A 21,826-nucleotide genomic window follows, 5' to 3' on the forward strand; every position below is an offset into this window, starting at 1 on the left:
CGGTGCGGGTGGAGGGGACGGGGCAGAATCAAAGGGATGGACTGGCCTTCCCTGCTGATCCTTTTCCCGGCTGTTGCTTTGGGGCTCCTGCTCGCGCAGCGTATCGAGCGGCGGCGTGACGACCTGTCCGCCCTGCGGTTGCTGGCAGAACTGCTGGGCCTGTACCTGCTCGTCGGGGTGGCGCTGGCCGCCGCGTGGCTCCTCTTTGGTGGTGGGGACGAATTCCCCAGCCCCCTTTCCCCAGCCCCCTGGCTTTCGCCCTGATCGGGATTCCGGCGCTGTCGCGGTGGGCGGAGGCGCCAGCCCTTCGGGCGCTGAATCTGCCCCTCCGCTGGACGGTGCTGGGCGCAGTCCTGCTTCTTCCGCTGCTGGGACTGATCGGCGGAGCCGCGCTGCTGCGTCCGCACTTGAGGGATGACGTGGGCGAGCTGCTGCTGGTGATGGTGGGGCTGGCCGCTTCCCTCGGCCTGCTGGCGTTGCTGTGGCGTTGGCTGGAGCGGGTCTGGGTTCTCCCGGCGAAGTCGCCCCCCAACACCGCGCCGTCCCCCACGGACCCGCCGCCGATCTTCCGCAAGGGACACGCGGGCAGGGAGAAAGGCGAGGGTCCCCGCTAGGCTGCGGGCATGTTCTGGCTGGAAGTCCTGACCCTTGCCGTCCTCGTCGGCCTGTCTCTCTGGACTTCGGGCTGGCTGAAACGGCATCCGGAGCTGACGCTGCGGCAGGTGCTGGGGCGCCTGGCCGTGGGCGTGCTGGCCCTTGTGGCCGGGGTGGTAGCCCTGTGGACCCGCGTGCCGGGCCTGCGGGAGGATCAGGAAGGCGGTCTGGTCGGTGGGGGCAGCTTCCTGCTGATCAGTCTGTTGCGGGAAGTTCCGGCGGTGCGGGCACTCCCCACGTCGCGGCGCTGGAGCCTCTATACCCTGGCCGCGTGGTCGATCCCGGTCATGGTCACGCTGGCCCTGGGCGTCCTGACCCCGGACGCGCCGGGCGAGGCGATGCTGGATTTTCTCCTGCCTTCGAGCCTGGTTCTGCTGATCCTGACGCCCGCGGCTCTGCTGATCGCGTGGCTGTGGCACCGCTGCGGGCGCGGGCGCGGCCTGATCCTCCCCGGTCCCGACGAGCGCTCCCCCGACCGCTGACCCCTACCGCGCCCGCCGATGCCGCAGCACCCGGCGTTCCAGCGCCGCGACCGCGAGGTACAGGGCCACGCCCAGCCCGACGAGCAGGGCGATGGCCGCGAACTGCCGGGGCGTGTCGTAGTAGGCGCGGGCCTGGTTGACCGCGAAGCCCAGCCCCGGCTGGTTGCTCACGAACTCCCACACGACCGCGCCAATCAGCGCCAGCGAGAGCGCCAGCCGCAGCCCCCCCAGCATGACCGGCAGGGCCGAGGGGAGTTCCAGCCGCGTCAGCCGCTGCCAGCCCGAAGCCCGCAGGGTGGAGAACAGCTCGTGGTCGGTGCGCCGCACCTCGCGCACCCCAACGATGGTGGCGACCATGACGGGATACAGGGCGCTCAGGGCGCTCACGAGCACCGCCGGAAAACGCCCGAACCCGAACCACGTGATCAGCAGTGGGGCCAGCACCGCGATGGGAGTGCTCTGCGCCGCGACCACGAAGGGGCTGAGCAGCCGTTCGAGCGTGCGGGATTTGCCCAGGGGATAGCCGATGAGGGCACCAGCCAGCGACCCCAGCAGCGCCCCCAGCAGCGTGACCCCGGCAGTCGCGCCCGCGAAGGACAGGAACTCCCCCGGCGTGCTCAGCAGTTCCGCCCACACCTGCCCTGGCGAGGGGAGCAGCAGGGGCTGGCCCAGCGCCCGCGCCACCAGCTCCCACGCGGCCAGCCCCACCACGATCGCCCCGACCGGCGCCAGCGCTCCCAGGTCCAGCCGTGCCGGGGGATCGGTTCGCAGCCGGGTGGAGTCACCCGTGCCCAGCAGGTTGCGAAGCCGCGCCTCCAGGCCGTCGGTGTAGGCGGTCACCCGGCCTTCTCCCCGCGTGTCCAGTTCCTCAACCACCCGGCCGTCACGCAACACGACCACCCGGTCGGCCAGCCACACGGCCTCGCGGATGGAGTGGGTCACCAGCACGGTGGTCCGTCCGGTCTTGTCGTGGAGGTGGCGCAGTTCGGCGTTGAAGCGCTCGCGCACCAGGGCGTCCAGCGCGGCGAAGGGTTCGTCCAGCAGCAGCACGTCGCTGCTCTGGGCCAGTGCCCGCGCCAGCGCCACCCGCGCCCGCATCCCGCCCGAGAGCTGCGCCGGGTAGTAGCCCGCGTAGCCCTCCAGCCCGACGAGTTTCAGCGCTTCCCCGGCCTCCAGTCCCCCGCCCGCCCCGAGGTCGTGGGGCAGGGCCACGTTCCGCAGCGCCGTGCGCCACGGCAGCAGGCGGTCATCCTGAAACATCAGCGCGGGGGGCTTGGCGACCTCCACCCGGCCCGACCCGGCCCGCAGTAGGCCCGCGAGCACCCGCAGCAGCGTGCTCTTGCCGCTGCCCGACGGCCCTATGACCGCCAGGAACTCGCCGTGGGGCACCTCCAGCGTCACGTCCTCCAGTACGGTCTGGCCGCCCAGCCGCACCGTCACGCTCGTCAGGCGGATGGCGGTCTGGCCGTCACCCGTTCCTACCTCTCCCGGAGCGCTCATGCGGCGGGCCTCCCGCGCGTGTTCACCAGCACCACGCCCGCGATCGCCACCGCGCCCCCCAGCAGCGTGAGCAGGGTCGGGACCTCCCCCAGCCACAGCCACGCGATGAGCACGGCGAACACGGGCGAGACGTACAGGAAGGAGGTCGCCGCGCTCGCCCCCACCCGTGAGAGCGCGAAAGTCCACGTCAGGTAAGCCAGCGCCGCCGGAAAGAGGCCGATGTAGATCACGGCCAGGTGCGCCTCCAGCGGTGCCCGCGCGAGTTCTCCCCCGAAGCCCGGCAGGAAGACGAGCAGCGGCAGCGTCCCCGCGATCAGGCTCCAGACCGTGAAGGGGAGAGGCCCCATCCGCGCCAGCAGCGGCTTCTGAAACACGAAATACAGGCTGGTGAAGAGGGCCGCTGCCAGAATCAGCCCTGCCCCCCGCGCGAAGCCCACCTCCTCGCCCTGCCCCAGCACGATCAGCCCCACCCCGCCCAGGCTGACCAGGGTGCCCAGCCAGCCCAGCACGTTCAGCCGCTCGCCCGAAAAGCGGGTCGCCAGCAGCGCCGTGATGACTGGCCCCGCCGCGATGATCAGGCTGGCCGTTCCGGCGGGCACGCTGACCTCGCCGTAGTTCAGGCAGACGTGGTAGAGGGTGATCCCCAGCAGACTCAGGCCAAACAGCGGCCCCAGGTCCGCGCGGCGGGGCGGCGGAATCCGCGCAACGAGGGCATACACGATCAGCGCGGCGGCGGCCACCAGAAAGCGGTAGAGGGTGAGGTGCCCCGGCGAGAAGGCCCTGAGCCCCGCCCGGATGCCCGCGAAGGCCGACGCCCAGAACACGATGGTGACCAGAATCGCGCCCAGCGAGAGGGGGTCGAGACGGCCCACCTGGGGCACCCGCGTCGTCATGACGGCCAGCCTAGAGCATTGGACAGAATGACGGCCTCTGGGCAAAAGAACCCAGGTGCCTCCCCAAACGCCCAGTGCTCTTCTCAAATTTGCTCGCTTCGCTCGGCCCACGAATGCGGAAACCTACCGCATTCTTAGGGTCAATGCTCTCGCGCGGCCCCAGCCCGACCGTGAGCGGCCCGTCAAGGCGGGCACATCCGCTCCCGGCTGCCCAGCCCGGAGCATGGGCAGAGAAGTCTGACCCCAGGAGGTCCCAGCATGGATGACCGCAACAACAGCAAGACCGATCCCGGCACCCACGGCGCGTCTTATATGGGCGCGGACAACACGCCCGACACCAACACCAACCTCGATCCGACTGTGCCCGGCGGTCCCCAGACCGGCGCCGACCGCGAGGCCGCCGAGGACGTGGCCGACCAGTACGCGCAGGGCAGCCTTTCCGGCGGCCTGGCCGCCACCCCCGACCCCACCCGCCAGAACGACAACAGCGGGATGCTTCAGCCTGGCCTGACCCCCCGCGACGAGGACGCGGACGGCGCCGACGTGATCGGCCAGAGCGGGAACGACCGCAACGACGAGCGTTAATCCGCTTCCAGGCAGCACCTTAAATGTGAGTTGGGCATGGATTAACTCAGGCTGGGGGACGCCGGGCCTAGACTGCCCGCACGGAGGAAGAACGATGAGTGCGAACATGGACAACAGCGGCAGCAAGGAAGGCAGCAAGAGCATGGACCAGGGCCGCCTGATCAGCAGCGCGGCGGGCGCGGCCCTGATGATTCTCGGCCTGCGGAAAAAGGGCCTGATGGGCCTGCTGATGGCGGGTGCGGGCGGCTACCTCGCCTACCGCGGCGCGACGGGCAATGACCCCGTGATGAACGCGGCGGGCCTCAGCGGAAACGCGAGTGCGGCCAAGCCCATCTTCGTGGAGCACAGCGTGGTGATCGACCGCCCCGCCGATCAGGTGTACGCCTACTGGCGCCAGCTCGAGAACCTGCCCCGGATCATGAGCCACCTCGAGAGTGTCACCGTGCTCGACGAGCGCCGCAGCCGCTGGGTCGCCAAGGCCCCGCTGGGCACCCACGTCGAGTGGGAAGCCGAGATCGTCAACGACAAGCCCGGCGAGCGCATCGGCTGGCACTCGCTGCCCGGCGCGACCGTGGACAACGCGGGCAGCGTGCAGTTCGAGAGCCTTCCCAACGGCGGCACCCGCATCCATGTGGCGCTGTCCTACCGTCCGCCCGCCGGGGCGCTGGGCGCGGCCGTCGCCAAGCTGTTCGGCGAGGAACCCAGCCAGCAGATCGCGGATGACCTTCAGAACTTCAAGCAGACCTTCGAGGGGGCGAACCCGGTCAACTGAGCTTCGGCATGAAGAAGGGCGGCTTCCCGGTGTGGGGGCCGCCCTCCTTTCGTCTGGGCCGTTTACCAGTTCAGGTCGTAGTTGGTAAAGGGGCGGCTCTGGGAAACCATGGTGCCCTCAAGGCGGTTCCAGCCCTTCTTGACGGTGAAGCCGAAGAGCGAGGCGTCGGAGGTCGCGTAGATCAGGCCGCGTGTGCTCCGCGCCGTGCGGGGTTCACCCGCGTCGAACTTCTTGTTGCTGTTGAGGTCCACGTAGGCGAGCACCTCGTACACGCCCGCTTTGGCCGTGTCGGGCAGCGAGATGGTGTACACCCGCTTCTGGGGGTTGAAGGTGCCGATGTCGAGCTGGTCGACCGCGTTGTTCTCGTAGCCTGTCCCCGTTAGACCGACGAGCGCGATGCGGACGTCGCCGTTCTGGGGTTGGGTACCGCGAATCTCGCCGGTCACGTCGCCGCGCGGCACGCCGAGTGCCCCGCAAGACGCCAGCGCGAGGGGAAGGCCGAGGGCCAGGGCCGCCTTGTTGATGGATGGCATGGCCGGAGCGCAAGTGGGCCGGACCGCCGTGGGGTACGAGGGGGCTAAACCTCCGGTGAAGGTCCGCCTTCCCGAACGTCCTGCGCCCCCGCCTCCACCACGGTCAGGGAGCGCAGGGTCGCCCCCTGGTGCCAGCCGTACTGCGGGTCACGCAGCCCCAGTGCCTCCGCGACAGCTCGGGCGGTGCTCTGGTCGGGTTCTCCCTCCAGGCAGAACAGCAGGAACTTGCGCCCGCCGGGGCCGATGCGGATAAACAGGTTCTCGCCGAGTTCAAGCTGCTGGGTACGGCCCAGCTTCTCGGCGCGGCCCTGCGCGTACCGCAGCGCGTCGCGGATGCGGACGGTGACGGTGGGGTGGCTCATGGGGTGGCCTCCTTCGGGGGTGGGCGCAGGCCGTCCAGCAGCAGCCCGGCGTAGCGGTCGGCCACCTCGCGGGGACTCAGGCGTCCGCCGGGGCGGTACCACGTATAGGTCCAGTTCACCGCCGAGAGAATCAGGTTGGCGGTCATCTTCACGTCCAGATCGGCGCGGAAGACGCCCTCCCGCATCCCCTGCGCCACCAGCCCCCGGTAGAAGGCTTCGGTCGTGTCGCGCCACGCCGTGACCCGTGCGTAGGCGTCGGGGGAGAGGTGCTTCCACTCGTGGAAGAAGACGGTCGCGCTCTCCAGGTTGCCCGCGACCACCGTGAGGTGCCGGGCCATCGCTTCCCGCAGCCGCTCGTCGGCAGGGCGGGGGTCGGTCTGGAGGTCCATCAGGGCGGCCTCGAACTGCCGGGCGGCCTGCTCCACGATCTCAATCAGCAGGGCTTCTTTGCCGCTGATGTGCGCGTACAGGCTGCCCCCCTGCATCCCCAGCTCGGCGGCGAGGTCGCGCATGCTGGCCCCATGGTAGCCCCGCTCGGAAAAGAGGCGGCTGGCGACCTCGTGAATCTGCTCGCGGCGCGACTTGGCCGGGCCGGGGGAGGCCGAACCTGGGGGGAGAGGGGAGGGGGCAGGGGGGTCCGTCATGGGGGGACGCGGCGGCGTGCGGGCAGGGTAGCACGGTCCTCCGGGAGGGCAGGGTGCTAGAACGGACGGCATGACCTCCACCCCCTCTCTTCCCGAGCAGGCGGCCCCAGCGGGGGTGCGCTCCGCCGTGCGGACGGTGCCCGCCTACCCCTTCACCCCGCTCGACGTGCCCATCAAGCTCGACCAGAACGAGAATGCCTACGACTTCCCGGCTGAGCTGAAGGCCGAGGCCACCGCCCGGATGCTCGCCCGCCCCTGGAACCGCTACCCGGACCTCGGGGCGGAGGGGATTCGTGCCCGCCTCGCCGCGCTGACCGGGTGGGATGAGGCGGGCGTGGTCCTGACCCCCGGCAGCAATGTGCTGATCAAGCTGCTGACCGAACTCGCGGGCATCGGGCAGACGGTCCTGACGGTCAGCCCCACCTTCGCCGTCTACACCCTGGAGGCGCGGATGCTGGGCGCCCGGCTGGTGCAGGTGCCGCTGAACCCCGACTTCTCGCTGCCGGTGGCCGGGCTGGTCGAGGCCCTGCGGACCCAGCCTCCCGGCTTGCTGTATCTCACCCAGCCGCACGCCCCGACCGGGCACGTGGACCCTGCCCAGGCCGTGCGCGAGGTCGTGGAGGCGGCCGGGAAGGACTGGATCGTCGTGCTGGATGAGGCTTACGGCGAATACAGCGGCACGGATTACCGCTCGCTGGTCCGGGAGGGAGGCAACCGCCTCAGCCTGCGGACCTTCAGCAAGGGCTGGGGGCTGGCAGGCATCCGGCTGGGGTACGCGCTGACCAGCCCGGCGCTGGCGACCGAGCTGCGCAAGCTCGTGCCCGCCTTCAACGTCGGCGTGCTGGCCGAGGCCGCGCTGGAAGTCGCCCTGGAGAACCCCGGCTACGTGGCCGAACGCGCCGCCGAGGTCCGCCGTGAGCGCGAGCGGGTCTTCGCGGCCCTGCGCGAGCACCCGGTCTGGGAGCCCCTCCCCAGCGAAGCGAACTTCTACCTGCTGCGAACGCCCGACGCGGAAGCCGCCTACCGCCACCTCCTCTCCTGCGGCATCGTGGTGCGCCGTCAGGACTCGCTGCCGGGGCTGGCGGGCTGCCTGCGGGTGGCGGTGGGCACGCCCGCCGAGAACGACGCGCTGCTCGCGGCGGCGCGGGCCTACGTTTCTTCGGGCGAGTAAGCCCGTCCGCGAGGGCGGTCACGCTGGGGCAAGGGCGCACGCGCTAGCCTCGGCGCGACCGCCCTCCCCCTATGGATTCCTTTACCCCACCCCCCAACTTTGCGCCGCGCTCGCCCCTAGTGCGCGAGTGCACGGCGTGCGGGGCGTGCTGCTCGGCGCCGGACATCCACGCCCTCCGTAAGCCGCTGGGGGTACCGTGCGTCCACCTGCGGCCCGACTGCCTGTGCGCGGTCTACGCCGCCCGGCCCGTCGTGTGCCGGGGCTACCAGCCCGACTGGGTGTGCGGGGAGGTCGCGCCGTTGCCCACGCTGGAGGCGCGGATGCGGCGCTTTCTGGAGATTTATGGGCTGGAGGACGAAGCCCGGCTCTAGAACAGCACCGCCCCCAGGGCCGCGCACGTCCCTACCACCGCCCACGCGGGCCAGCGCCCGGCGGTGAGGGCGGCGTACGCAAGCAGCGCCAGCGCGAGGTGACGCGGTTCCCGGATGCCCGCCGTGAAGACGGGGTGGTACAGGGCGGCGAGCAGCAGGCCCACGACCCCGGCATTCAGCCCCGCCAGCGCGGAGCGGGCAGCGGGCCGGGCAGAGAGGGCCGCCCAGAAGGGCAGCGCCCCCGCCATCAGCAGGCCCCCCGCCAGGAAGATGCCACAAGTGGCAATCAAAGCCCCCACCCATGCGGGCAGGGCCGTCTGCGCCGCGCCGAGATAGGTGGCGAAGGTGAAGAGCGGCCCCGGCACCGCGTTCGCCGCCCCGTATCCGGCGAGGAAGGTGGACGGTGTGACGTACTCCGGCACGAACCCCGCCTCCAGCAGCGGCAGAACCACGTGCCCGCCCCCGAAGACGAGCGCCCCCGCCCGAAAGGTGGTCCCGAACAGCGCCCACCCCGGCCCCAGCGCGGCCAGCAACGGCAGAGCCAACAACAGGCCCCCGCACAGCGCGAGCAGCCCCGCTCCCACCCGCCGCGAGACGGGCACCGGGGGCAACGCCGCCTCTGCTCCCGCGCCGGGCAGCAGGCGCCAGCCCACCAACGCACAGCCCACCAGGGCCGCCACCTGCATTCCAGCGACAGGCCACACCACCAGCAGAGCCGCCACCCCCAGCGCGAGCGCCGCCCGCACCCGGTCACTCCCCACCAGACTCCCCCACATGCCCGCGACCGCCTGCGCGACCACGGCGACCGCCGCGACCTTCAGCCCGGTCAGCCACCCGGCCTCCGCGCCGTTCCCGAAACGGGCCACGCCCAGCGCAAAGGCCACCAGCAGCAGCGCACTCGGCAGGGTGAAGCCCACCCACGCGGCCAGCAGGCCCCATCCGCCCGCCCGCAGCAGCCCCAGCGCCATGCCGACCTGACTGCTCGCCGGACCCGGCAGGAACTGCGCGAGCGCCACGAGGTCGGCATAGGCCCGCTCGGTCAGCCAGCCCCGGCGCTCCACGAACTCCCCCCGGAAGTACCCCAGGTGGGCGACCGGCCCCCCGAAGCTGGTCAGCCCCAGCCGCAGAAAGACGAGAAAGACCTCCAGCGTTCGCATCTGGAGGTCAGCTTAGAGCGAGAGGGTCAATCGTCGGCCGCTTGCCCTTCCTTCTTGGGCACTTCCGGGTTTTCCACGAACTCGGTGGGGTCGAAGCGGTCGAAGCCGATTTCCTTCTCGTAGTCCTGAATCTTGGCGTGCAATCGGCGCACGTCGCCCTCGACGGCCCCATAGTCGAAGGTATCGAAGATGGCGGTGGTCTTGTGGTTGCCGCCCTCGAAGTCGGGCACCTCGCGGGTCTTCTTGATGCCCTCTTCCAGCGCCTTGCGGCTCTCGATGCCGAGGTTGCGGAAGGCCACCTGCATCACGTCGCGCTGAAAGTCGCGCGGGCCGTAGATTCCGGCGCGGTAGACGGTTTCCGCGAAGTCCTGCCAGTCGGGCACGAGAGCCGAGGCGGGCATAGAAAACTGCCCGATCACGTTCTTGATCGCGTCCAGCGTGCGCTCGGGGTAGTAGTAGAGGTACATCCGCACGCCTTCGAGGAAGAAGTTGTAGTGCGCCGCCTCGTCCACCGCGATGGTCTGCGCGACCTTGGCGAGCACGGGGTCGGAAAAACCCGCGTACTGCGGCTTCTCGCTCTTGCCCTGGGCGATTTTCATCATGTTCAGGTAGTTGAGCTGGGTGGCCCGCTCCTGAAACACGGTGTACACGATGTTGTGAATCGCGTCGGGAAAGGGGAGTTCCCAGGTCTGCGAGCGCAGGCGCTCCTTGTATTCCTCGATCCACTGAGGCGACCGCTGGCCGCTGAACAGCACGGCGTTCTCCCAGGCGTCGGCGTGCTTTTCCTCCTCGCTGCCCCAGCGCAGTTGGAAGTGGCTGCGCCCATGCGAGCGCCGCACGAGGTTCACGAGGCTGGAGGTGAAGTCGGGCGCGTACTGCTCGACGGCGAAAAAGCCCTGGATGACCTTGACGATCTCCGGTGGCAGGTCCTGACGCAGCTTGAGCCACTCGAAGGAGCGGTCGGGGTTCCAGTTGCGCGTCTCCTGGCTGCGGGCGGTGTACCAGCGGTAGAGGCCCAGGAAGCCGCGCTCGATCAGGCGGTCCTTCTCGGCGTTGCTGAGCAGCCCCGCCGGGGTGCGGGGGCGCTCGTTGAGCATGTTGGGGGGCAGGATGTCGGCCATCGGAAACACTCCTTATGAGGCGGCACGTGCGGCAGTCCGCCGGAGGGGTAGGGAAGGGGGACGTTACCCTGATAGGCTACGTTCCCTCACCTGACGGAGCCGTGAACTGGGACGCGGTTTAACTTGAACTTCGCCCCTCTGCGGCCTCTCGCCCGGCACGGAACGGAGGCAGCAATGGTCCTGACCCTGACCGTCCTCGCCACGCTTCTGGGCGGTGCCTCCGCCCCTGGTTCCACACTCGCTCCCCCCCCCGCCCTGGCCGCGTCGGGTCCGGTGCGCGGACTCGTGCTGGCGGCGGCTCCCGACGGGCGGCTGGTCCTCGCGGTGATGACCGACGCCGGGCGCTTCAGCAGCGGGCGGGGCACCTTCACCGGGCGGCACCTGCGGGTCTGGCGGGAGCAGGGAGCCACCTGGGAGGCGCTGGGCGGCGTCCTGAACTACGACCAGCCGCGCCCGGTCTCTAGCCTCAACCTCGCGCTGGACCGGGCCGGGACCCCGGTGCTGGTCTGGAACGAGAATTACGGCGACAACGACGTGGTGGTCTTCCGGGCCTATCGGGACGGGGCCTGGACCGACTGGCGCACCCGCTACCTGGGCGACGACCTGCCCTATGCGGCCCGGACGCGGGCGGTCGCCGCGTGGGAGGGCGAACCCGTGCTGGCCTGGGGCGAGACGCTGCGGACCCCCTATGGCAGCCGCCTGACCGTGCGAGCCTGGGACCCGGCGGCGCGAACCTGGACCCGCAGCGAACCCTTCAACAATGGCCTGGTCTTCGCCCGCACCCCGGCCCTGGCCCTGGACCGCGCGGGGCGGGCGACCGTGGCCTGGCTTCAGGGGGACGTGCTGGCGAGTTGACGTGTTCGTCAAACGCTGGACCGGCACCCGTTGGGAGGCCCTCGGGGCCAGCCTCAACCGCCGCCCGCGCACCTACGTGGCCTCCACCCAGTTGGCCCTGGACGCGCAGGAACGCCCGGTCGTCGCCTGGCTGGAGGACGCGGGGGGCGAGGATGCCCTGTATGTCTCGCGCTGGACCGGGCAGGGCTGGCAGGCCCTGGGCGGGCGGCTGGGCACCCGCGCGGCCTCGGCCCCGGCGCTGGCGCTGGACCGGGTGGGGCGGCCCCTCGTCGCCTGGGTGGAGGAAGGGGGCGGGGTGGGACAGGTCTTCGCCGCGCACTGGACCGGGCGAGACTGGCAGGTGCGCGGGCCGCTGAACCGCGACCCCCGGCGGGACGCCCGCTCGCCCTCGCTGGCGGTGAACGCTGTGGGCGCGGCGGTGCTCGCTTGGCGGGAGGCTGTGGGCGGGGTCTACCGGGTGCAACTGGAGCGGCTGAAGTTCTGAAGGGTCGGCGCAACAATCTCAGCCCACCCGCCTACACTCTGGGCATGACCTCCCGCCAGAGCCTCGTCGGTCAGCCCGCGCCGGACTTCACGCTGCCCTCCACGTCGGGGCAGGCCGTGACCCTCAGCTCCTACCGGGGGCATCAGCATGTCGTGCTGGTCTTCTATCCCCTGGATTTCAGTCCGGTGTGCTCCATGCAACTGCCCGAGTATTCCGGGCGGCAGGACGACTTCGCGGAGGCAGGGGCGGTCGTGCTGGGCGTCAACCGCGACAGCGTGTACACCCACAAGGCCTGGGCCGCCGAGTACGGCATCGAGGTGCCGCTGCTGGCCGACCTTAACCTGAACGTGGCCCGGCAGTACGGCGTGGCGATTGACGAGCGTGGGGTCACGGGGCGGGCCGTCTTTCTGATCGATAAGGGAGGAGTGGTGCGCTTTGAGCATGTGGAGGCGCAGACCGGGGACTACACGGTGCGGCCGGAAGTGGTGCTGAGGAAGATTCGGGAACTGACGTGACAGCCTGCATCTTCTGCGCCATTGTCGCTGGGGAAGCCGAAGCCAGCCGGGTCGCAGAGAACGAGCTGTGCGTGGCCTTCTTGGATATTGGTCCCTTCACGACCGGGCACACCCTGATCGTCCCGAAGCGGCACGCGGTCACGTTCACTGACCTGACCCCACAGGAAGCGGGCGCGTTGGCCGAGCTGGGTCAGCGGGTGGCCCGCGCCCTCCAGACCAGCGGCCTCCCCTGTGACGGCCTCAACCTCTGGATGGCGAATGGCGAGGTGGCTGGACAGGACGTGTTTCATGCACATCTGCATGTCATCCCGCGCCTGAGCGGTGATGGCCTGAAGATGGCGGTGCGACCGGCGCACCCCTCCCGCGCGGCGCTGGACAAGGTGGCGGCCACGCTCCGTTCCGCCCTGCAACCCTAACCCCACTGCGCCACACGGCGGATGCCCCGGCCCCCGGCCCCGCACTAGCCTGGGGGAATGCCGGACGCGCCCCCCTCTCCTCCTTCTTCCCCCTTACGCGGCGGGTCGCTGGCCGTGCTGCGGGGCTACCTGGGGCCGCTGAAATGGCAGGTCGCGGGCCTCGCGGCGCTGCTGCTCTCCGCGACGGGCCTGAGCCTCACGCTGCCGCAACTGCTCGCCCGTTTCGTGGACACGGTGCGGCTGGGGGCCGGGGCCGACGTGGGGCGGCTGGTGCAGCTCGCGGGCTTTTACCTCGCGCTGGCGGTGGGGGTGCAACTGCTGAACGCGGGGGCCACGTATCTGGGGGCGCGGGTGGGCTGGACCGCCACCAACCGGCTGCGGGTGGACCTGCTGCGGCACATGCTCTCGCTCGACATGCGCGAGCACAAGGAGCGCACCCCCGGCGAGATGATCGAGCGCATCGACGGCGACGTGACCGCCCTGAGCAACTTCTTCTCGCAGTTCGCGGTGCGGGTGTTCGGGGCGGCGCTGCTCCTCACGGGCGCGGTCGTGATGTTCTACCTGACCGACTGGCGGGTGGGGCTGGGCGTGACCGCCTTCGTGCTGGTCACCCTCGTCGCCATGAACCGCGTCCGCAAGCTGGGCGTGGAACCCACCCGGCTGGAGCGCGAGGGCAGTGCCCGGCTCTTCGGCTACGTGGAGGAACGCCTCGCCGGGCTGGAAGACGTGCGCTCGCTGGGCGCGGGCGGACACCACCTGCGCGGCTTCCTGCGGGTGCAGGGCGACTTCTTCCGGCGGGCCACCTACTCGTGGCAGCGGCGCAGCGTGGTGTGGTGGCTGAGCATGGTGCTGTTCGCGGTGGGCTACGTGGGCATCCTGGCCTCGGCCATCGGCCTCTATGCGGCGGGGGCGATCACGCTGGGCACCGCCTTCCTGATGTACCAGTACATGAGCATGGTGGAAGAACCCATCGACCAGCTCACCCAGCAGCTTCAGGACCTCCAGAAGGCCGGGGCCAGCCTGGGCCGCATTTCCGAACTGCTCGCCCTGCGCTCGGGGCTGCCGGAGGGGGACCGCGAGCTGCCGGACGGCCCGCTGGACCTGCGCTTCGAGGACGTGACGTTCTGCTACGACCCGGAGGACCCCACGGCTCCCGCCGTCTTGCAAGGCGTGTCCTTCCACCTCCCCGCCGGGCAGACGCTGGGGCTGCTGGGCCGCACCGGAAGCGGCAAGACCACGCTGACCCGGCTGGTCTCGCGCCTCTACGACCCCACCGAGGGACAGGTGCGGCTGGGCGGAGTGGGCACCCGCGACGTGCGGCTGGAGAGCCTGCGCTCGCGGGTCGCCGTCGTGACCCAGGACGTGCAACTGTTTCAGGCCAGCGTGCGCGACAACCTGACCTTTTTCGACCCCGCCCTGCCCGACGAGGCGGTCGAGGCCGCGCTGCACGAGGTCGGCCTGGGTGAGTGGCTGGGGCGGCTGCCCGAGGGCGTGCGGACGCCGCTTCCCACCGGGAGCCTCAGCGCGGGGCAGGCACAACTGCTGGCCTTTGCGCGGGTGATGCTGCGCGACCCCGCCGTGATCATCCTCGACGAACCCAGCAGCCGCCTCGACCCCGCGACCGAGGCGCAGCTCACCCGCGCCATGACCCGCCTGCTGTCGGGCCGCACGGCCATCGTGATCGCCCACCGCCTCGACACGGTGGCCCGTGCCGACCGGATTCTGGTGCTGGACGCGGGCCGGGTCGTGGAGGACGGCGCCCGCGCGGTCCTCGCCGCCGACGGGCAGAGCCACTACGCGGCGCTGCTGCGGGCCGGAACGCTGGCGGAGGACGGGGGGGTGCTGGCGTGAGGGCAGTGAACCGGCCAGAGCTTCCGCCTTCTGCCTCCATACGCCGCCAGCGACACGCCACGCGCCCTTCCCGGAGCCTTCCATGACCCCCAGCACGACCGCCGCCACCCCTCCCTCCCGTACCCTCGCGCTGTCGCGGCGGCTCTTTGCGTACCGGCCCGGCCTGTTCGCCTTCAACGTGGGCATGTGGGCGCTGGTCTACATGGCCCCGGCGCTGCTCACGGTGGCGGTGAGCAATCTCTTCGGGCGGCTGGAGGACGCCGACCGGCTGCGGCTGGCGGGGGACCCCATCACGGTGCCCATTGCCGCCGCGTGGGTCGCGCTGGGGTGGTTCGCCCTGGTGCGGCTGAGCCGCTTCGGGCTGTTCTACGGGGCCTTCCGGGGGCTGATCGAGCTGCTGTACACGCTGGACGCGCTGATGCGGCGCAACCTGCTGAACTACCTCCTGACCGCGCAGGGCTCGCGCCGACTCCCCGATACCCCCGCCGAGGCGGTCAGCCGCTTCCGCGACGACGTGGACGACGTGGCCGCCTACACCGAGGTGTGGGTGGACAGCCTGGGCATCGCCCTGTACTGCGTGCTGGCGGTCGTGCTGATGGCGCGGGTGGACCCGGTGATCACCGCGCTGGTCTGCACGCCGCTCGTGCTGATGATCGTGTTTGTCGGCCGCCTCTCGCCGCGCATCCGGGCCTACCGCCGCCGCATGCGCGAGGCGACCGCCCGCGTGACCGACTTTATCGGGGAGACGTTCGGGGCCGTCTCGGCGGTCAAACTCGCCGCCCGCGAGGAACCCATGATCGCCCACTTCGCCCGGCTGGGCGAGACGCGGCGGCACTCGGCCCTGCGCGACGTGCTGCTCACCGAGCTGATCCGGGGCGTGAACGTCAACATGGTCAACCTCGCCGTGGGGCTGGTGCTGCTGCTGGGGGCCAACCAGGTGCGCGGGGGCGGCATGCGGGTCGAAGACTTTGTGCTGTTCATCGGCCTGCTGCCGCGCCTGACCGGGAGCATGGGCTTTTTCGGGGACGCCATCGCCCGGCACCGCCGCACCGGGGTGAGTTACGACCGCATGACCCGGCTCCTGCAAGACGCGCCCCAGGACACCCTCGTGGATCACCACCCCGTCTACCTGCGGGAGGAGCCGCCCGTGCAGGGCCAGCCCGCATCTGCCCTCCCGCTGGAGGAACTGCGGGTCGAGGGCCTCACCGCCCACCACCCCGACGGCACGGGGGTCACCGACGTGAGCTTCACCCTGCGCCGGGGCGAGTTCGTGGTCGTCACCGGGCGCATCGGCAGCGGCAAAACCACCCTGCTGCGGGCGCTGCTGGGGCTGATGCCTGCGGACGGTGGGCGCGTCCTCTGGAACGGGGAGGAGGTTGCGGACCCTGCCACCTTCTTCGTGCCGCCGCGCAGCGCGTACACCGGGCAGCTTCCCAACCTCTTTTCCGACACGCTGCGCGAAAACGTGCTGACGGGGGCTGACCCCGAGCGCCTGAACCGCGCCGTGCGGCTGGCCGTACTGGAACCCGACCTCGCGCAGCTTCCGCATGGGCTGGACACCCAGGTCGGGGCACGCGGCGTCAAGCTCTCCGGCGGGCAGATGCAGCGGGCGGCGGTGGCCCGGATGCTCGCTGCGCCCGCCGATCTGCTCGTCTTCGACGACGTGTCCAGTGCGCTGGACGCCCGCACCGAAGCCGAGCTGTGGGACGGCCTCTTCCGCGAGACGGATGCGACGTGTCTGGTCGTCTCGCACCGCCGCGCGGCCCTGACGCGGGCCGACCGCATCCTGCTGCTGGAGCACGGCCGCCTGACGGATGAGGGGACGCTGAACGACCTCCTGTCGCGTAGCCCCGAGATGCGGGCGCTGTGGGTGGAGGAGGGGATGTAGATACGGGCTATACTCAGGTCAGGAGGTGCGCCGTGACCCGCAGCAAGGTCTTCCGCAGCGGCAACAGTCAGGCGGTGCGGATTCCGCGTGAGCTGCACTTGCCCTACGGCGAGGTGGAGATCACCCGGCGTGGACGCGAACTCGTCATCACGCCGCTGCCCCGGCAGGACGGCCGCGCGGTCTTCGCGGCGCTGACCGCCTTCGAGGGGATGCCGGAGCGCGAGCAGCCCGCCGAGCAGGAGCGCGACCCCCTGCTATGACCCCGCCGCCCACCCTCTATCTCCTCGATACCAACATCTGCATCTACACCATGAACCGCCGCCCGGAGGCGGTGCGCCGACGGCTGGAGGAGACGGCCGCCGCCGGGCACGCGCTGGGCCTGTCCAGCGTGACCTGGCATGAACTGTGGTACGGGGTGCGCCGCAGCGCCCAGCCGGAGGCGAACGCGGCGCGGCTCGGGGCGCTCGCCGGGGCACTCGACCTTTACCCCTTTGGCGACGACGCGGCCGAGCGGGCCGCCCGTATCCGTGCGGAACTCTCGCGCCAGGGCCGGAGTATCGGTCCCTACGACGTGCTGATTGCCGGGCACGCCCTGAGCCTGGGAGCCACCCTGGTCACCCACAACGTGGGCGAATTCGGCCGGGTGCAGGGGCTGAGCGTCGAGGACTGGGTCCAGGGCTAGGCAGCTCCCCCAGCCCTACCCTTCCCGCTGCCCCGTCACCCAGTACCTGACCCGCTCGGCCACGTTCTCCATATGGTCCCCCACCCGCTCCAGGCTGCGGCCCACCCGCATCAGGGTCAGCGCCTTGGAGATGTTGCGGGGGTCTTCGAGCATGTAGGTCACGAGTTCGCGCTGGGTCTGCTCGTACAGCTCGTCCACCTCGTCGTCCATCCGCAGGGTGGCCTCCGCGCGGGACACGTCCCGGTCGGCAATCGCGGTGCGGAGGTTCTGGCTCATCTCCGAGAGGCGCTCCAGCATCCGCGCGAGGTTCACGTAGCGCTTCAGCGCGGGCTGCTGCGCGAGTTCGGCGCCGTCCTCCGCGACATGCACGGCGTAGTCCCCCATGCGCTCGATGTCGCTGAGGCTCTTGAGAATCAGCGCCACCAGCCGCAGGTCCCGCGCGACCGGCTGGTGCAGGGCGATGATCCGCAGGCACTCGGCCTCGATCTGCGCCTCCATCGCGTCCACCTCGCGGTCGATGGCGCGGACCTCCTCCAGCCGCTCGGGGCGGGCGTGCAGCAGCACCTCGCCCGCAATGGGCAGCATTCGCTCGACGGTGCCCAGCATGTTCAGGGCGCTGTTCAGGACGCTGCGGAGGTCGGTGTCGAGGGCTTCACGCATGGGGACTCCTTGGGGTGGCTGGGGTAAGGGACGCGGCGGGAGGGGGCGGCCTACAGGTCACGGTGCCCCCCACCCGGCAGGGTGAAGCAAAAGGCGTTACGCTCGCCGCGGCGCTCGGCCCAGACCTGCCCGCCCCAGCCCTCCACGATGGACCGGACGATATACAGGCCCATGCCGCTGCCCTGCCCGCCGACGCCGGGACCACGGGTATGGGCACGGAAGAGGCTGGCGGTGTCGCCCAGCGGGACGCCGCCGTCCAGCACCGCGACCTCCACCCAGGCCCCGCGCCCGGCCGTGATGACCTCCACGGCCCCGGCGGGCGGGCCATAACGCAGCGCGTTCTCGACGAGATTGAGCAGCACCTGCAAGAGCTTGTCGGGGTCGGCGCGGACGAGGTGGTCGTCTCCGAAGGTCAGGCTGGCCCCCCGCGCCGTGACCTCGGGGGCCAGCAGCCGCCCGGCCCGCGCGAAGGCTTCTGCCAGCGGCAGGGTGCGGGCACGGGTGGGCCGGAAGCCCACGGCGAGATCCTCGACGAGCCGTCCGAGGCGCTCGACCTCCTGCAAGCCCTGGCCGACGAACTTGCGGGCCAGCTCGGGGGGCAGGTCGTATTCCAGCGCCTCCAGCACCCCGCGCAGCCCCGCGACGGGCGTGCGGAACTCGTGCGAGAGCACCGCCGCCGCCTCGCGCAGCTCGGCCTCGCGGCGGCGGTGCTCGGTCACGTCCTCCACGATCAGGGCGCCCGGTTCCCCAGGCCCCGCGCGGGTCGCGGTGCAGCGCAGGGTGCGGCCCGCCATCTCGAGTTCCAGTTCGCCGCCACGCTCGGCGAGCGCCTCCAGGGTGTGGCGGCGCACGACCTCCAGCAGCGGGCGCCCGGCGGCCCGTTCCTGCGGCACCCCCCACAGCCGGGCGGCGGCGGCGTTTACCCGCACGACGGTGGGGGCGCCGCCCGCCGACTCGAACAGCAGCACGGCCTGCCCCAGCGCGTCCATCCAGGCGTCGGGGCGGGGGGTGGCGGCGGTCTCCGTCATGCCTCCCCCATCCAGGGGCGCATCCGGTAGCCCTTGCCGCGCACCGTTTCCAGGAAGCGGGGCCGGGCGGGGTCATCCCCCAGGTGCGCCCGGAGCTGGGTTACATGCTGGTCCACCGTGCGCTCGCCGCCCAGAAAGTCCGGCCCCCACACCCGGTCGAGCAGTTCGGCCCGCGAGTACACCCGCCCGGTGTGCGCGGCGAGAAAGGCCAGCAGATCGAACTCGCGCCGGGTCAGCGGCAGGCCCCGGCCCGACAGCCGCGCGTCGGCGGCCCCCAGGTCGAGGACAAGGGGGCCATGGGAGAGCTGCGGAGGTACGTCGGGCAGCGAGCGCCGCAGCAGCGCCCGCACCCGCGCCACGAGTTCCGCCGCCGAGAAGGGCTTGGTGAGGTAGTCGTCTGCGCCCGACTCCAGCCCCTCGACCCGCTCGGCCTCGGCGGCGCGGGCGGTCAGCATCAGCACCGGGAGGCGCCGCAGCGCGGGGTCCGAGCGCAGCCGCCGCAGGAAGGTCAGGCCGCTCTCGCCGGGGAGCATCCAGTCGAGCACGAGCGCGTCGGCGCTGCCCAGGGCCTCCTGGGCCGCCGGAACCGTCTCGAAGGCGCTCACCCGAAATCCAGCCCGCTCCAGATGAAAGCGCACCACGTCGCGCACGGTGCCCTCGTCCTCGATCACGACCACGTGGCTCATCGGTCCTCATTCTGGGGGCGGGAGGGTCAGGGGCGTGTCAGGCACAGGGGGGAACGGTGCCTGAGTTCAGGCGGTGGTGCCCGGGTGATGACTCTCGTCTTCCGGGAACTCGAGCACGCGGGCGTCGCTCCACAGGCCCTCGAGGTCGTAGTACTCACGGGCGTCCTTGGTCATGATGTGCACCACGACCGAGCCGCCAAAGGCCAGCAGCAGCCAGCGCTCGCTGGGGCCTTCCACGCTGGGGCGCGGCAGCCCGGCGGCCTGTGCCTTCTCGCGGATGTTCTCCTGCACGGCGTTGAGCTGCAGACCAGCGGTGGCGGTGCAGATCACGAAGTATTCGAGGGTGCTGCTGACCTCGGTGAGGTCGAGTACGACCACGTCCTCGGCGCGGCGCTCGCGGGCCGCGTCCACGATGGCGCGGAGTTGCTGGTGCAGTTCGGTGTCGTTCTGGGGTTGGGTCATGGGGTCTCCGTGGTGGGTGGGGAAGGGTCGGGGGAAGGCGGCAGGGCGCTGAGGGCCGCGAGGCTCTGCCGGGCGTCCGCACCCAGCAGGATACCCACCTCGCCCGCGGCCACGGGAAACCGCTCGCCCTGAAGCCGGGGCAGCCCCAGAGCGTCGGCGAGTTGCGAGGCCGCCGCCACGTCCGGCCCGGTGACGACCTGACTCGCCTCGCGGCTGGCAGGCACCGTCTGGGCGCTTACCCGCGCGTACCCCAGCGTCCGCAGCGCTCCTGCGAGCCGCCCGCCGAGGTCCGCGCCGCTCGCGTCCCGGATGCGGACCGTCACGGCCGCGAGGTCGGTGGGGTCAGCCGGGGTGGAACTGGCCCCCTCGCCGTCCGTGCCCCAGACCTGCGCGAGCGCTTCCGGATTCACCGCGAGGTTGGAGGTCCCCGGAATCGGCGTGGTGGGGAGGGTGGCGAACCTCAGCCGCAACTCGGGCAGTTCGGGCAGCAGCGTGGTGAGCAGGGCGGGGTCGGCGTCCGTCTCCACCCCGTTGCCGACCCCACCCAGGATGGTGGGGAGTGCGGTCAGCCCCTGCGCGGAGGTCAGGCGCGAGGCGAGTTGCGTGAGCGCCTGTTTCTGGTGGTCGATGCGGCCGTAATCGTCCCCCACGCCTTTACGCACGCGCAGGTACAGCACCGCCTGCTCGCCGTTCAGGTGGTGGTTGCCGGGGGGCAGGCGCAGGTCCACCCCCGCCGCCTGGTCCACCCACTCGATGCCGCCCTCCGGCACGGTCACGTCCAGTCCGCCCAGCGCGTCGATCACGCGGGCCACGTAGTCGGTCCGCACGATGACGTGGGCGTCGATGCTCTCCCCAGTGATCGTCTCCACGGCCTCCACCAGCGCCGCCGGGCCGCCCGCCCAGTAGCGGCCGTTGACCTTCTGCTCGGCCCAGCGCAGCTTCGGGTTGAAGGGGCCGACGTTGGTGTCGCGGGGGATGTTCAGCACGTTGACCGCCGAGCCGTCCACCTTGACCAGCATCAGGGTGTCGGTGTTGGGGGGTTGCAGCAGGCCGGTGCGCTGGTCCTGATCGGCGCAGGGGGTGCGGGAGGCGCAATACACGATGTCGCGCCCAGCGACGAGCAGGGTGAACTGCGGCACGCCCCCCGCCCCGGCGGCCGAGGCGTCCCCCGAACTGCTCAGCACCGCGAGGCCACCCAGCGACAGCGCCGCGAGCGTCAGTCCGCCGAGCTGCACCGCCCGCACGCCGCGCCGGGAGCGGGGCGGGGGGACGGGCGAGGGCACCGGGGCCGCGAAGTCGAACTGAAAGCTGCCCGGCACGCCGGGTCCGGCGGGGGACTCGGTCATGAGACGCCGGGCAGGTCGCAGGCGGGAGAGCGCACCTCCGGCAGCGCGTGGTAGGCCCGCAGCGTGCGCGGATGCACCTGAATGCCCCGGCCCTGGAGGTAGGTCACCTTGGACACGATGGCCCGGTTCAGCGCCGCCCCCAGGTCACACAGGGCGAGTTCGCGGATATCGGCATTCACCCCCCGGCCCGGTTCGGACACGTCGGCGATATACACGCAGGCCGCGACCGGATTGCCCCCGCGCGGCCCGGTCGTGTGGTCCTCCACGGCCTCCAGCACCACCGGGTCGGGGTAGCCCCAGCGCTCCAGCAGGGTGCGGGCCGCCCGCCCATGCAGAGCGAGGGGGTGGGCGAGGTCGATGGGGCACTCCGGCGGCGCGAGGCGCAGCAGTTCGGCGTCGGGCAGGTCGCGGGCGATGTCGTGCAGCAGCCCGGCGGCGTAGGCCCGCGCCTCGTCCAGCCCGTTGGCGCAGGCGATCTGGCAGGCGAGTTCGGCCACCCGCAGCACGTGTTCGTAGCGCCGGGGCCGCACCATCAATCGCACGCGCTCGTCCCAGCCCGCCAGTTCGGCGAGGGGATGCCGGGGAAACTTCAGCTCCGCGATCATAGGGCCGCGTGGGTCAGACGCCACACCATGGGCGGAGTATACGCCCCCCACTCCGGCGATGTGGAATGGAGCTCGCGGTCCGGACTGCATCTTTATCCATTCG

Annotated in this window: 28 protein-coding genes; 15 read left to right on the forward strand and 13 right to left on the reverse strand. The window is 71.2% G+C overall.

Going from position 1 to position 21,826, the window contains the following annotated elements; translation table 11 throughout:
• The first annotated feature begins 36 nt into the window (after positions 1-36).
• The 3 genes from C3K08_RS00510 to C3K08_RS00520 all read left to right on the forward strand — a co-directional run bounded on the left by C3K08_RS00510 (position 37) and on the right by C3K08_RS00520 (position 1,136).
• Complete coding sequence (locus C3K08_RS00510; RefSeq protein ID WP_104989558.1) at positions 37-264, forward strand: hypothetical protein; 228 nt, start codon at positions 37-39, stop codon at positions 262-264.
• Positions 265-338: 74 nt separating this feature from the next.
• A complete protein-coding gene (locus C3K08_RS00515) occupies positions 339-614 on the forward strand; it encodes a hypothetical protein (RefSeq protein ID WP_104989559.1) in 276 nt (91 codons plus the stop codon).
• Between the two features lie 9 nt (positions 615-623).
• The gene (locus C3K08_RS00520) at positions 624-1,136 is read left to right on the forward strand and encodes a hypothetical protein (protein ID WP_104989560.1); all 513 of its coding nucleotides are present in this window, start codon (positions 624-626) and stop codon (positions 1,134-1,136) included.
• A gap of 3 nt (positions 1,137-1,139) precedes the next feature.
• Here the strand turns inward: C3K08_RS00520 and C3K08_RS00525 are convergent, their stop codons facing one another.
• Both C3K08_RS00525 and C3K08_RS00530 read right to left on the reverse strand, forming a co-directional pair.
• Complete coding sequence (locus C3K08_RS00525) at positions 1,140-2,636, reverse strand: ABC transporter permease subunit (RefSeq protein WP_104989561.1); 1,497 nt, start codon at positions 2,634-2,636, stop codon at positions 1,140-1,142.
• On the reverse strand, positions 2,633-3,529 hold the full coding sequence (locus tag C3K08_RS00530) for a DMT family transporter (RefSeq protein WP_104989562.1): 897 nt from the start codon (positions 3,527-3,529) through the stop codon (positions 2,633-2,635). The genes C3K08_RS00525 and C3K08_RS00530 overlap by 4 nt, the downstream gene beginning before the upstream one ends.
• Positions 3,530-3,787: 258 nt before the next feature.
• On the opposite strand from C3K08_RS00530, the gene C3K08_RS00535 reads away from it, so the two are divergent.
• Positions 3,788-4,114: a hypothetical protein gene (locus tag C3K08_RS00535; protein ID WP_104989563.1), complete on the forward strand. Its 327-nt coding sequence runs from the start codon at positions 3,788-3,790 to the stop codon at positions 4,112-4,114.
• A gap of 94 nt (positions 4,115-4,208) precedes the next feature.
• On the forward strand, positions 4,209-4,886 hold the full coding sequence (locus tag C3K08_RS00540; protein ID WP_104989564.1) for an SRPBCC family protein: 678 nt from the start codon (positions 4,209-4,211) through the stop codon (positions 4,884-4,886).
• A 62-nt stretch (positions 4,887-4,948) separates the two neighbouring features.
• On the opposite strand, the gene C3K08_RS00545 is transcribed toward C3K08_RS00540, so the two are convergent.
• From C3K08_RS00545 to C3K08_RS00555, 3 genes are read right to left on the reverse strand one after another with little or no spacing between them, the layout of a single operon-like run.
• Positions 4,949-5,419, reverse strand: a complete 471-nt coding sequence (locus C3K08_RS00545) for a hypothetical protein (RefSeq protein ID WP_104989565.1) — start codon at positions 5,417-5,419, stop codon at positions 4,949-4,951.
• A 44-nt stretch (positions 5,420-5,463) separates the two neighbouring features.
• Complete coding sequence (locus C3K08_RS00550; RefSeq protein WP_104989566.1) at positions 5,464-5,781, reverse strand: hypothetical protein; 318 nt, start codon at positions 5,779-5,781, stop codon at positions 5,464-5,466.
• Positions 5,778-6,425 (reverse strand): TetR/AcrR family transcriptional regulator, encoded by a 648-nt coding sequence (locus tag C3K08_RS00555; RefSeq protein ID WP_104989567.1) that lies wholly within the window; start codon positions 6,423-6,425, stop codon positions 5,778-5,780. The genes C3K08_RS00550 and C3K08_RS00555 overlap by 4 nt, the downstream gene beginning before the upstream one ends.
• Positions 6,426-6,495: 70 nt before the next feature.
• Between C3K08_RS00555 and C3K08_RS00560 the strand changes: the two genes are divergently transcribed.
• Positions 6,496-7,596, forward strand: a complete 1,101-nt coding sequence (locus C3K08_RS00560; protein WP_104989568.1) for a histidinol-phosphate transaminase — start codon at positions 6,496-6,498, stop codon at positions 7,594-7,596.
• A gap of 71 nt (positions 7,597-7,667) precedes the next feature.
• A complete protein-coding gene (locus C3K08_RS00565; protein WP_104989569.1) occupies positions 7,668-7,967 on the forward strand; it encodes a YkgJ family cysteine cluster protein in 300 nt (99 codons plus the stop codon).
• Here the strand turns inward: C3K08_RS00565 and chrA are convergent.
• Positions 7,964-9,124 carry a chromate efflux transporter gene (chrA, locus tag C3K08_RS00570; protein ID WP_104989570.1) on the reverse strand — a complete coding sequence of 387 codons (1,161 nt, stop codon included), beginning with the start codon at positions 9,122-9,124 and terminating at the stop codon, positions 7,964-7,966. The genes C3K08_RS00565 and chrA overlap by 4 nt on opposite strands.
• Positions 9,125-9,150: 26 nt before the next feature.
• On the reverse strand, positions 9,151-10,245 hold the full coding sequence (locus C3K08_RS00575; protein WP_104989571.1) for an acyl-ACP desaturase: 1,095 nt from the start codon (positions 10,243-10,245) through the stop codon (positions 9,151-9,153).
• 174 nt (positions 10,246-10,419) lie between these two features.
• On the opposite strand from C3K08_RS00575, the gene C3K08_RS18200 reads away from it, so the two are divergent.
• The 8 genes from C3K08_RS18200 (at position 10,420) to C3K08_RS00610 (ending at position 16,936) form a co-directional block, all read left to right on the forward strand.
• Positions 10,420-11,100 (forward strand): hypothetical protein, encoded by a 681-nt coding sequence (locus tag C3K08_RS18200; RefSeq protein ID WP_199776955.1) that lies wholly within the window; start codon positions 10,420-10,422, stop codon positions 11,098-11,100.
• A gap of 1 nt (position 11,101) precedes the next feature.
• A complete protein-coding gene (locus C3K08_RS18205; RefSeq protein WP_199776956.1) occupies positions 11,102-11,584 on the forward strand; it encodes a hypothetical protein in 483 nt (160 codons plus the stop codon).
• Positions 11,585-11,628: 44 nt separating this feature from the next.
• The gene (locus C3K08_RS00585; protein ID WP_104989572.1) at positions 11,629-12,099 is read left to right on the forward strand and encodes a peroxiredoxin; all 471 of its coding nucleotides are present in this window, start codon (positions 11,629-11,631) and stop codon (positions 12,097-12,099) included.
• Positions 12,096-12,515, forward strand: coding sequence for an HIT family protein (locus tag C3K08_RS00590; RefSeq protein WP_104989573.1), 420 nt, complete (start codon positions 12,096-12,098; stop codon positions 12,513-12,515). Before C3K08_RS00585 ends, C3K08_RS00590 begins: the two co-directional genes overlap by 4 nt.
• 57 nt (positions 12,516-12,572) lie before the next feature.
• A complete protein-coding gene (locus C3K08_RS00595) occupies positions 12,573-14,366 on the forward strand; it encodes an ABC transporter ATP-binding protein (protein WP_104989574.1) in 1,794 nt (597 codons plus the stop codon).
• A gap of 82 nt (positions 14,367-14,448) precedes the next feature.
• Positions 14,449-16,254 (forward strand): ABC transporter ATP-binding protein, encoded by a 1,806-nt coding sequence (locus C3K08_RS00600; RefSeq protein WP_104989575.1) that lies wholly within the window; start codon positions 14,449-14,451, stop codon positions 16,252-16,254.
• 32 nt (positions 16,255-16,286) lie between these two features.
• Positions 16,287-16,514: an antitoxin gene (locus tag C3K08_RS00605; protein WP_104989576.1), complete on the forward strand. Its 228-nt coding sequence runs from the start codon at positions 16,287-16,289 to the stop codon at positions 16,512-16,514.
• Complete coding sequence (locus C3K08_RS00610; RefSeq protein WP_104989577.1) at positions 16,511-16,936, forward strand: type II toxin-antitoxin system VapC family toxin; 426 nt, start codon at positions 16,511-16,513, stop codon at positions 16,934-16,936. The genes C3K08_RS00605 and C3K08_RS00610 overlap by 4 nt, the downstream gene beginning before the upstream one ends.
• A gap of 15 nt (positions 16,937-16,951) precedes the next feature.
• On the opposite strand, the gene phoU is transcribed toward C3K08_RS00610, so the two are convergent.
• The 6 genes from phoU to yqeK form a co-directional block, all read right to left on the reverse strand.
• Positions 16,952-17,596 carry a phosphate signaling complex protein PhoU gene (phoU, locus tag C3K08_RS00615; protein WP_104989578.1) on the reverse strand — a complete coding sequence of 215 codons (645 nt, stop codon included), beginning with the start codon at positions 17,594-17,596 and terminating at the stop codon, positions 16,952-16,954.
• A gap of 50 nt (positions 17,597-17,646) precedes the next feature.
• A complete protein-coding gene (locus C3K08_RS00620) occupies positions 17,647-18,624 on the reverse strand; it encodes a cell wall metabolism sensor histidine kinase WalK (RefSeq protein WP_104989579.1) in 978 nt (325 codons plus the stop codon).
• Positions 18,621-19,310: a response regulator transcription factor gene (locus tag C3K08_RS00625; protein WP_104989580.1), complete on the reverse strand. Its 690-nt coding sequence runs from the start codon at positions 19,308-19,310 to the stop codon at positions 18,621-18,623. Before C3K08_RS00625 ends, C3K08_RS00620 begins: the two co-directional genes overlap by 4 nt.
• Before the next feature lie 66 nt (positions 19,311-19,376).
• Entirely contained in the window at positions 19,377-19,772 is a 396-nt protein-coding gene (gene rsfS / locus C3K08_RS00630) for a ribosome silencing factor (RefSeq protein WP_104989581.1), read from the reverse strand.
• Positions 19,769-21,118, reverse strand: coding sequence for an LCP family protein (locus tag C3K08_RS00635; RefSeq protein WP_104989582.1), 1,350 nt, complete (start codon positions 21,116-21,118; stop codon positions 19,769-19,771). The genes rsfS and C3K08_RS00635 overlap by 4 nt, the downstream gene beginning before the upstream one ends.
• Positions 21,115-21,723: a bis(5'-nucleosyl)-tetraphosphatase (symmetrical) YqeK gene (gene yqeK / locus C3K08_RS00640; RefSeq protein WP_199776957.1), complete on the reverse strand. Its 609-nt coding sequence runs from the start codon at positions 21,721-21,723 to the stop codon at positions 21,115-21,117. The genes C3K08_RS00635 and yqeK overlap by 4 nt, the downstream gene beginning before the upstream one ends.
• Positions 21,724-21,826 lie beyond the last annotated feature (103 nt).

The sequence above is a fragment of the Deinococcus sp. NW-56 genome (assembly GCF_002953415.1).
Classification (GTDB): Bacteria; Deinococcota; Deinococci; order Deinococcales; family Deinococcaceae; genus Deinococcus.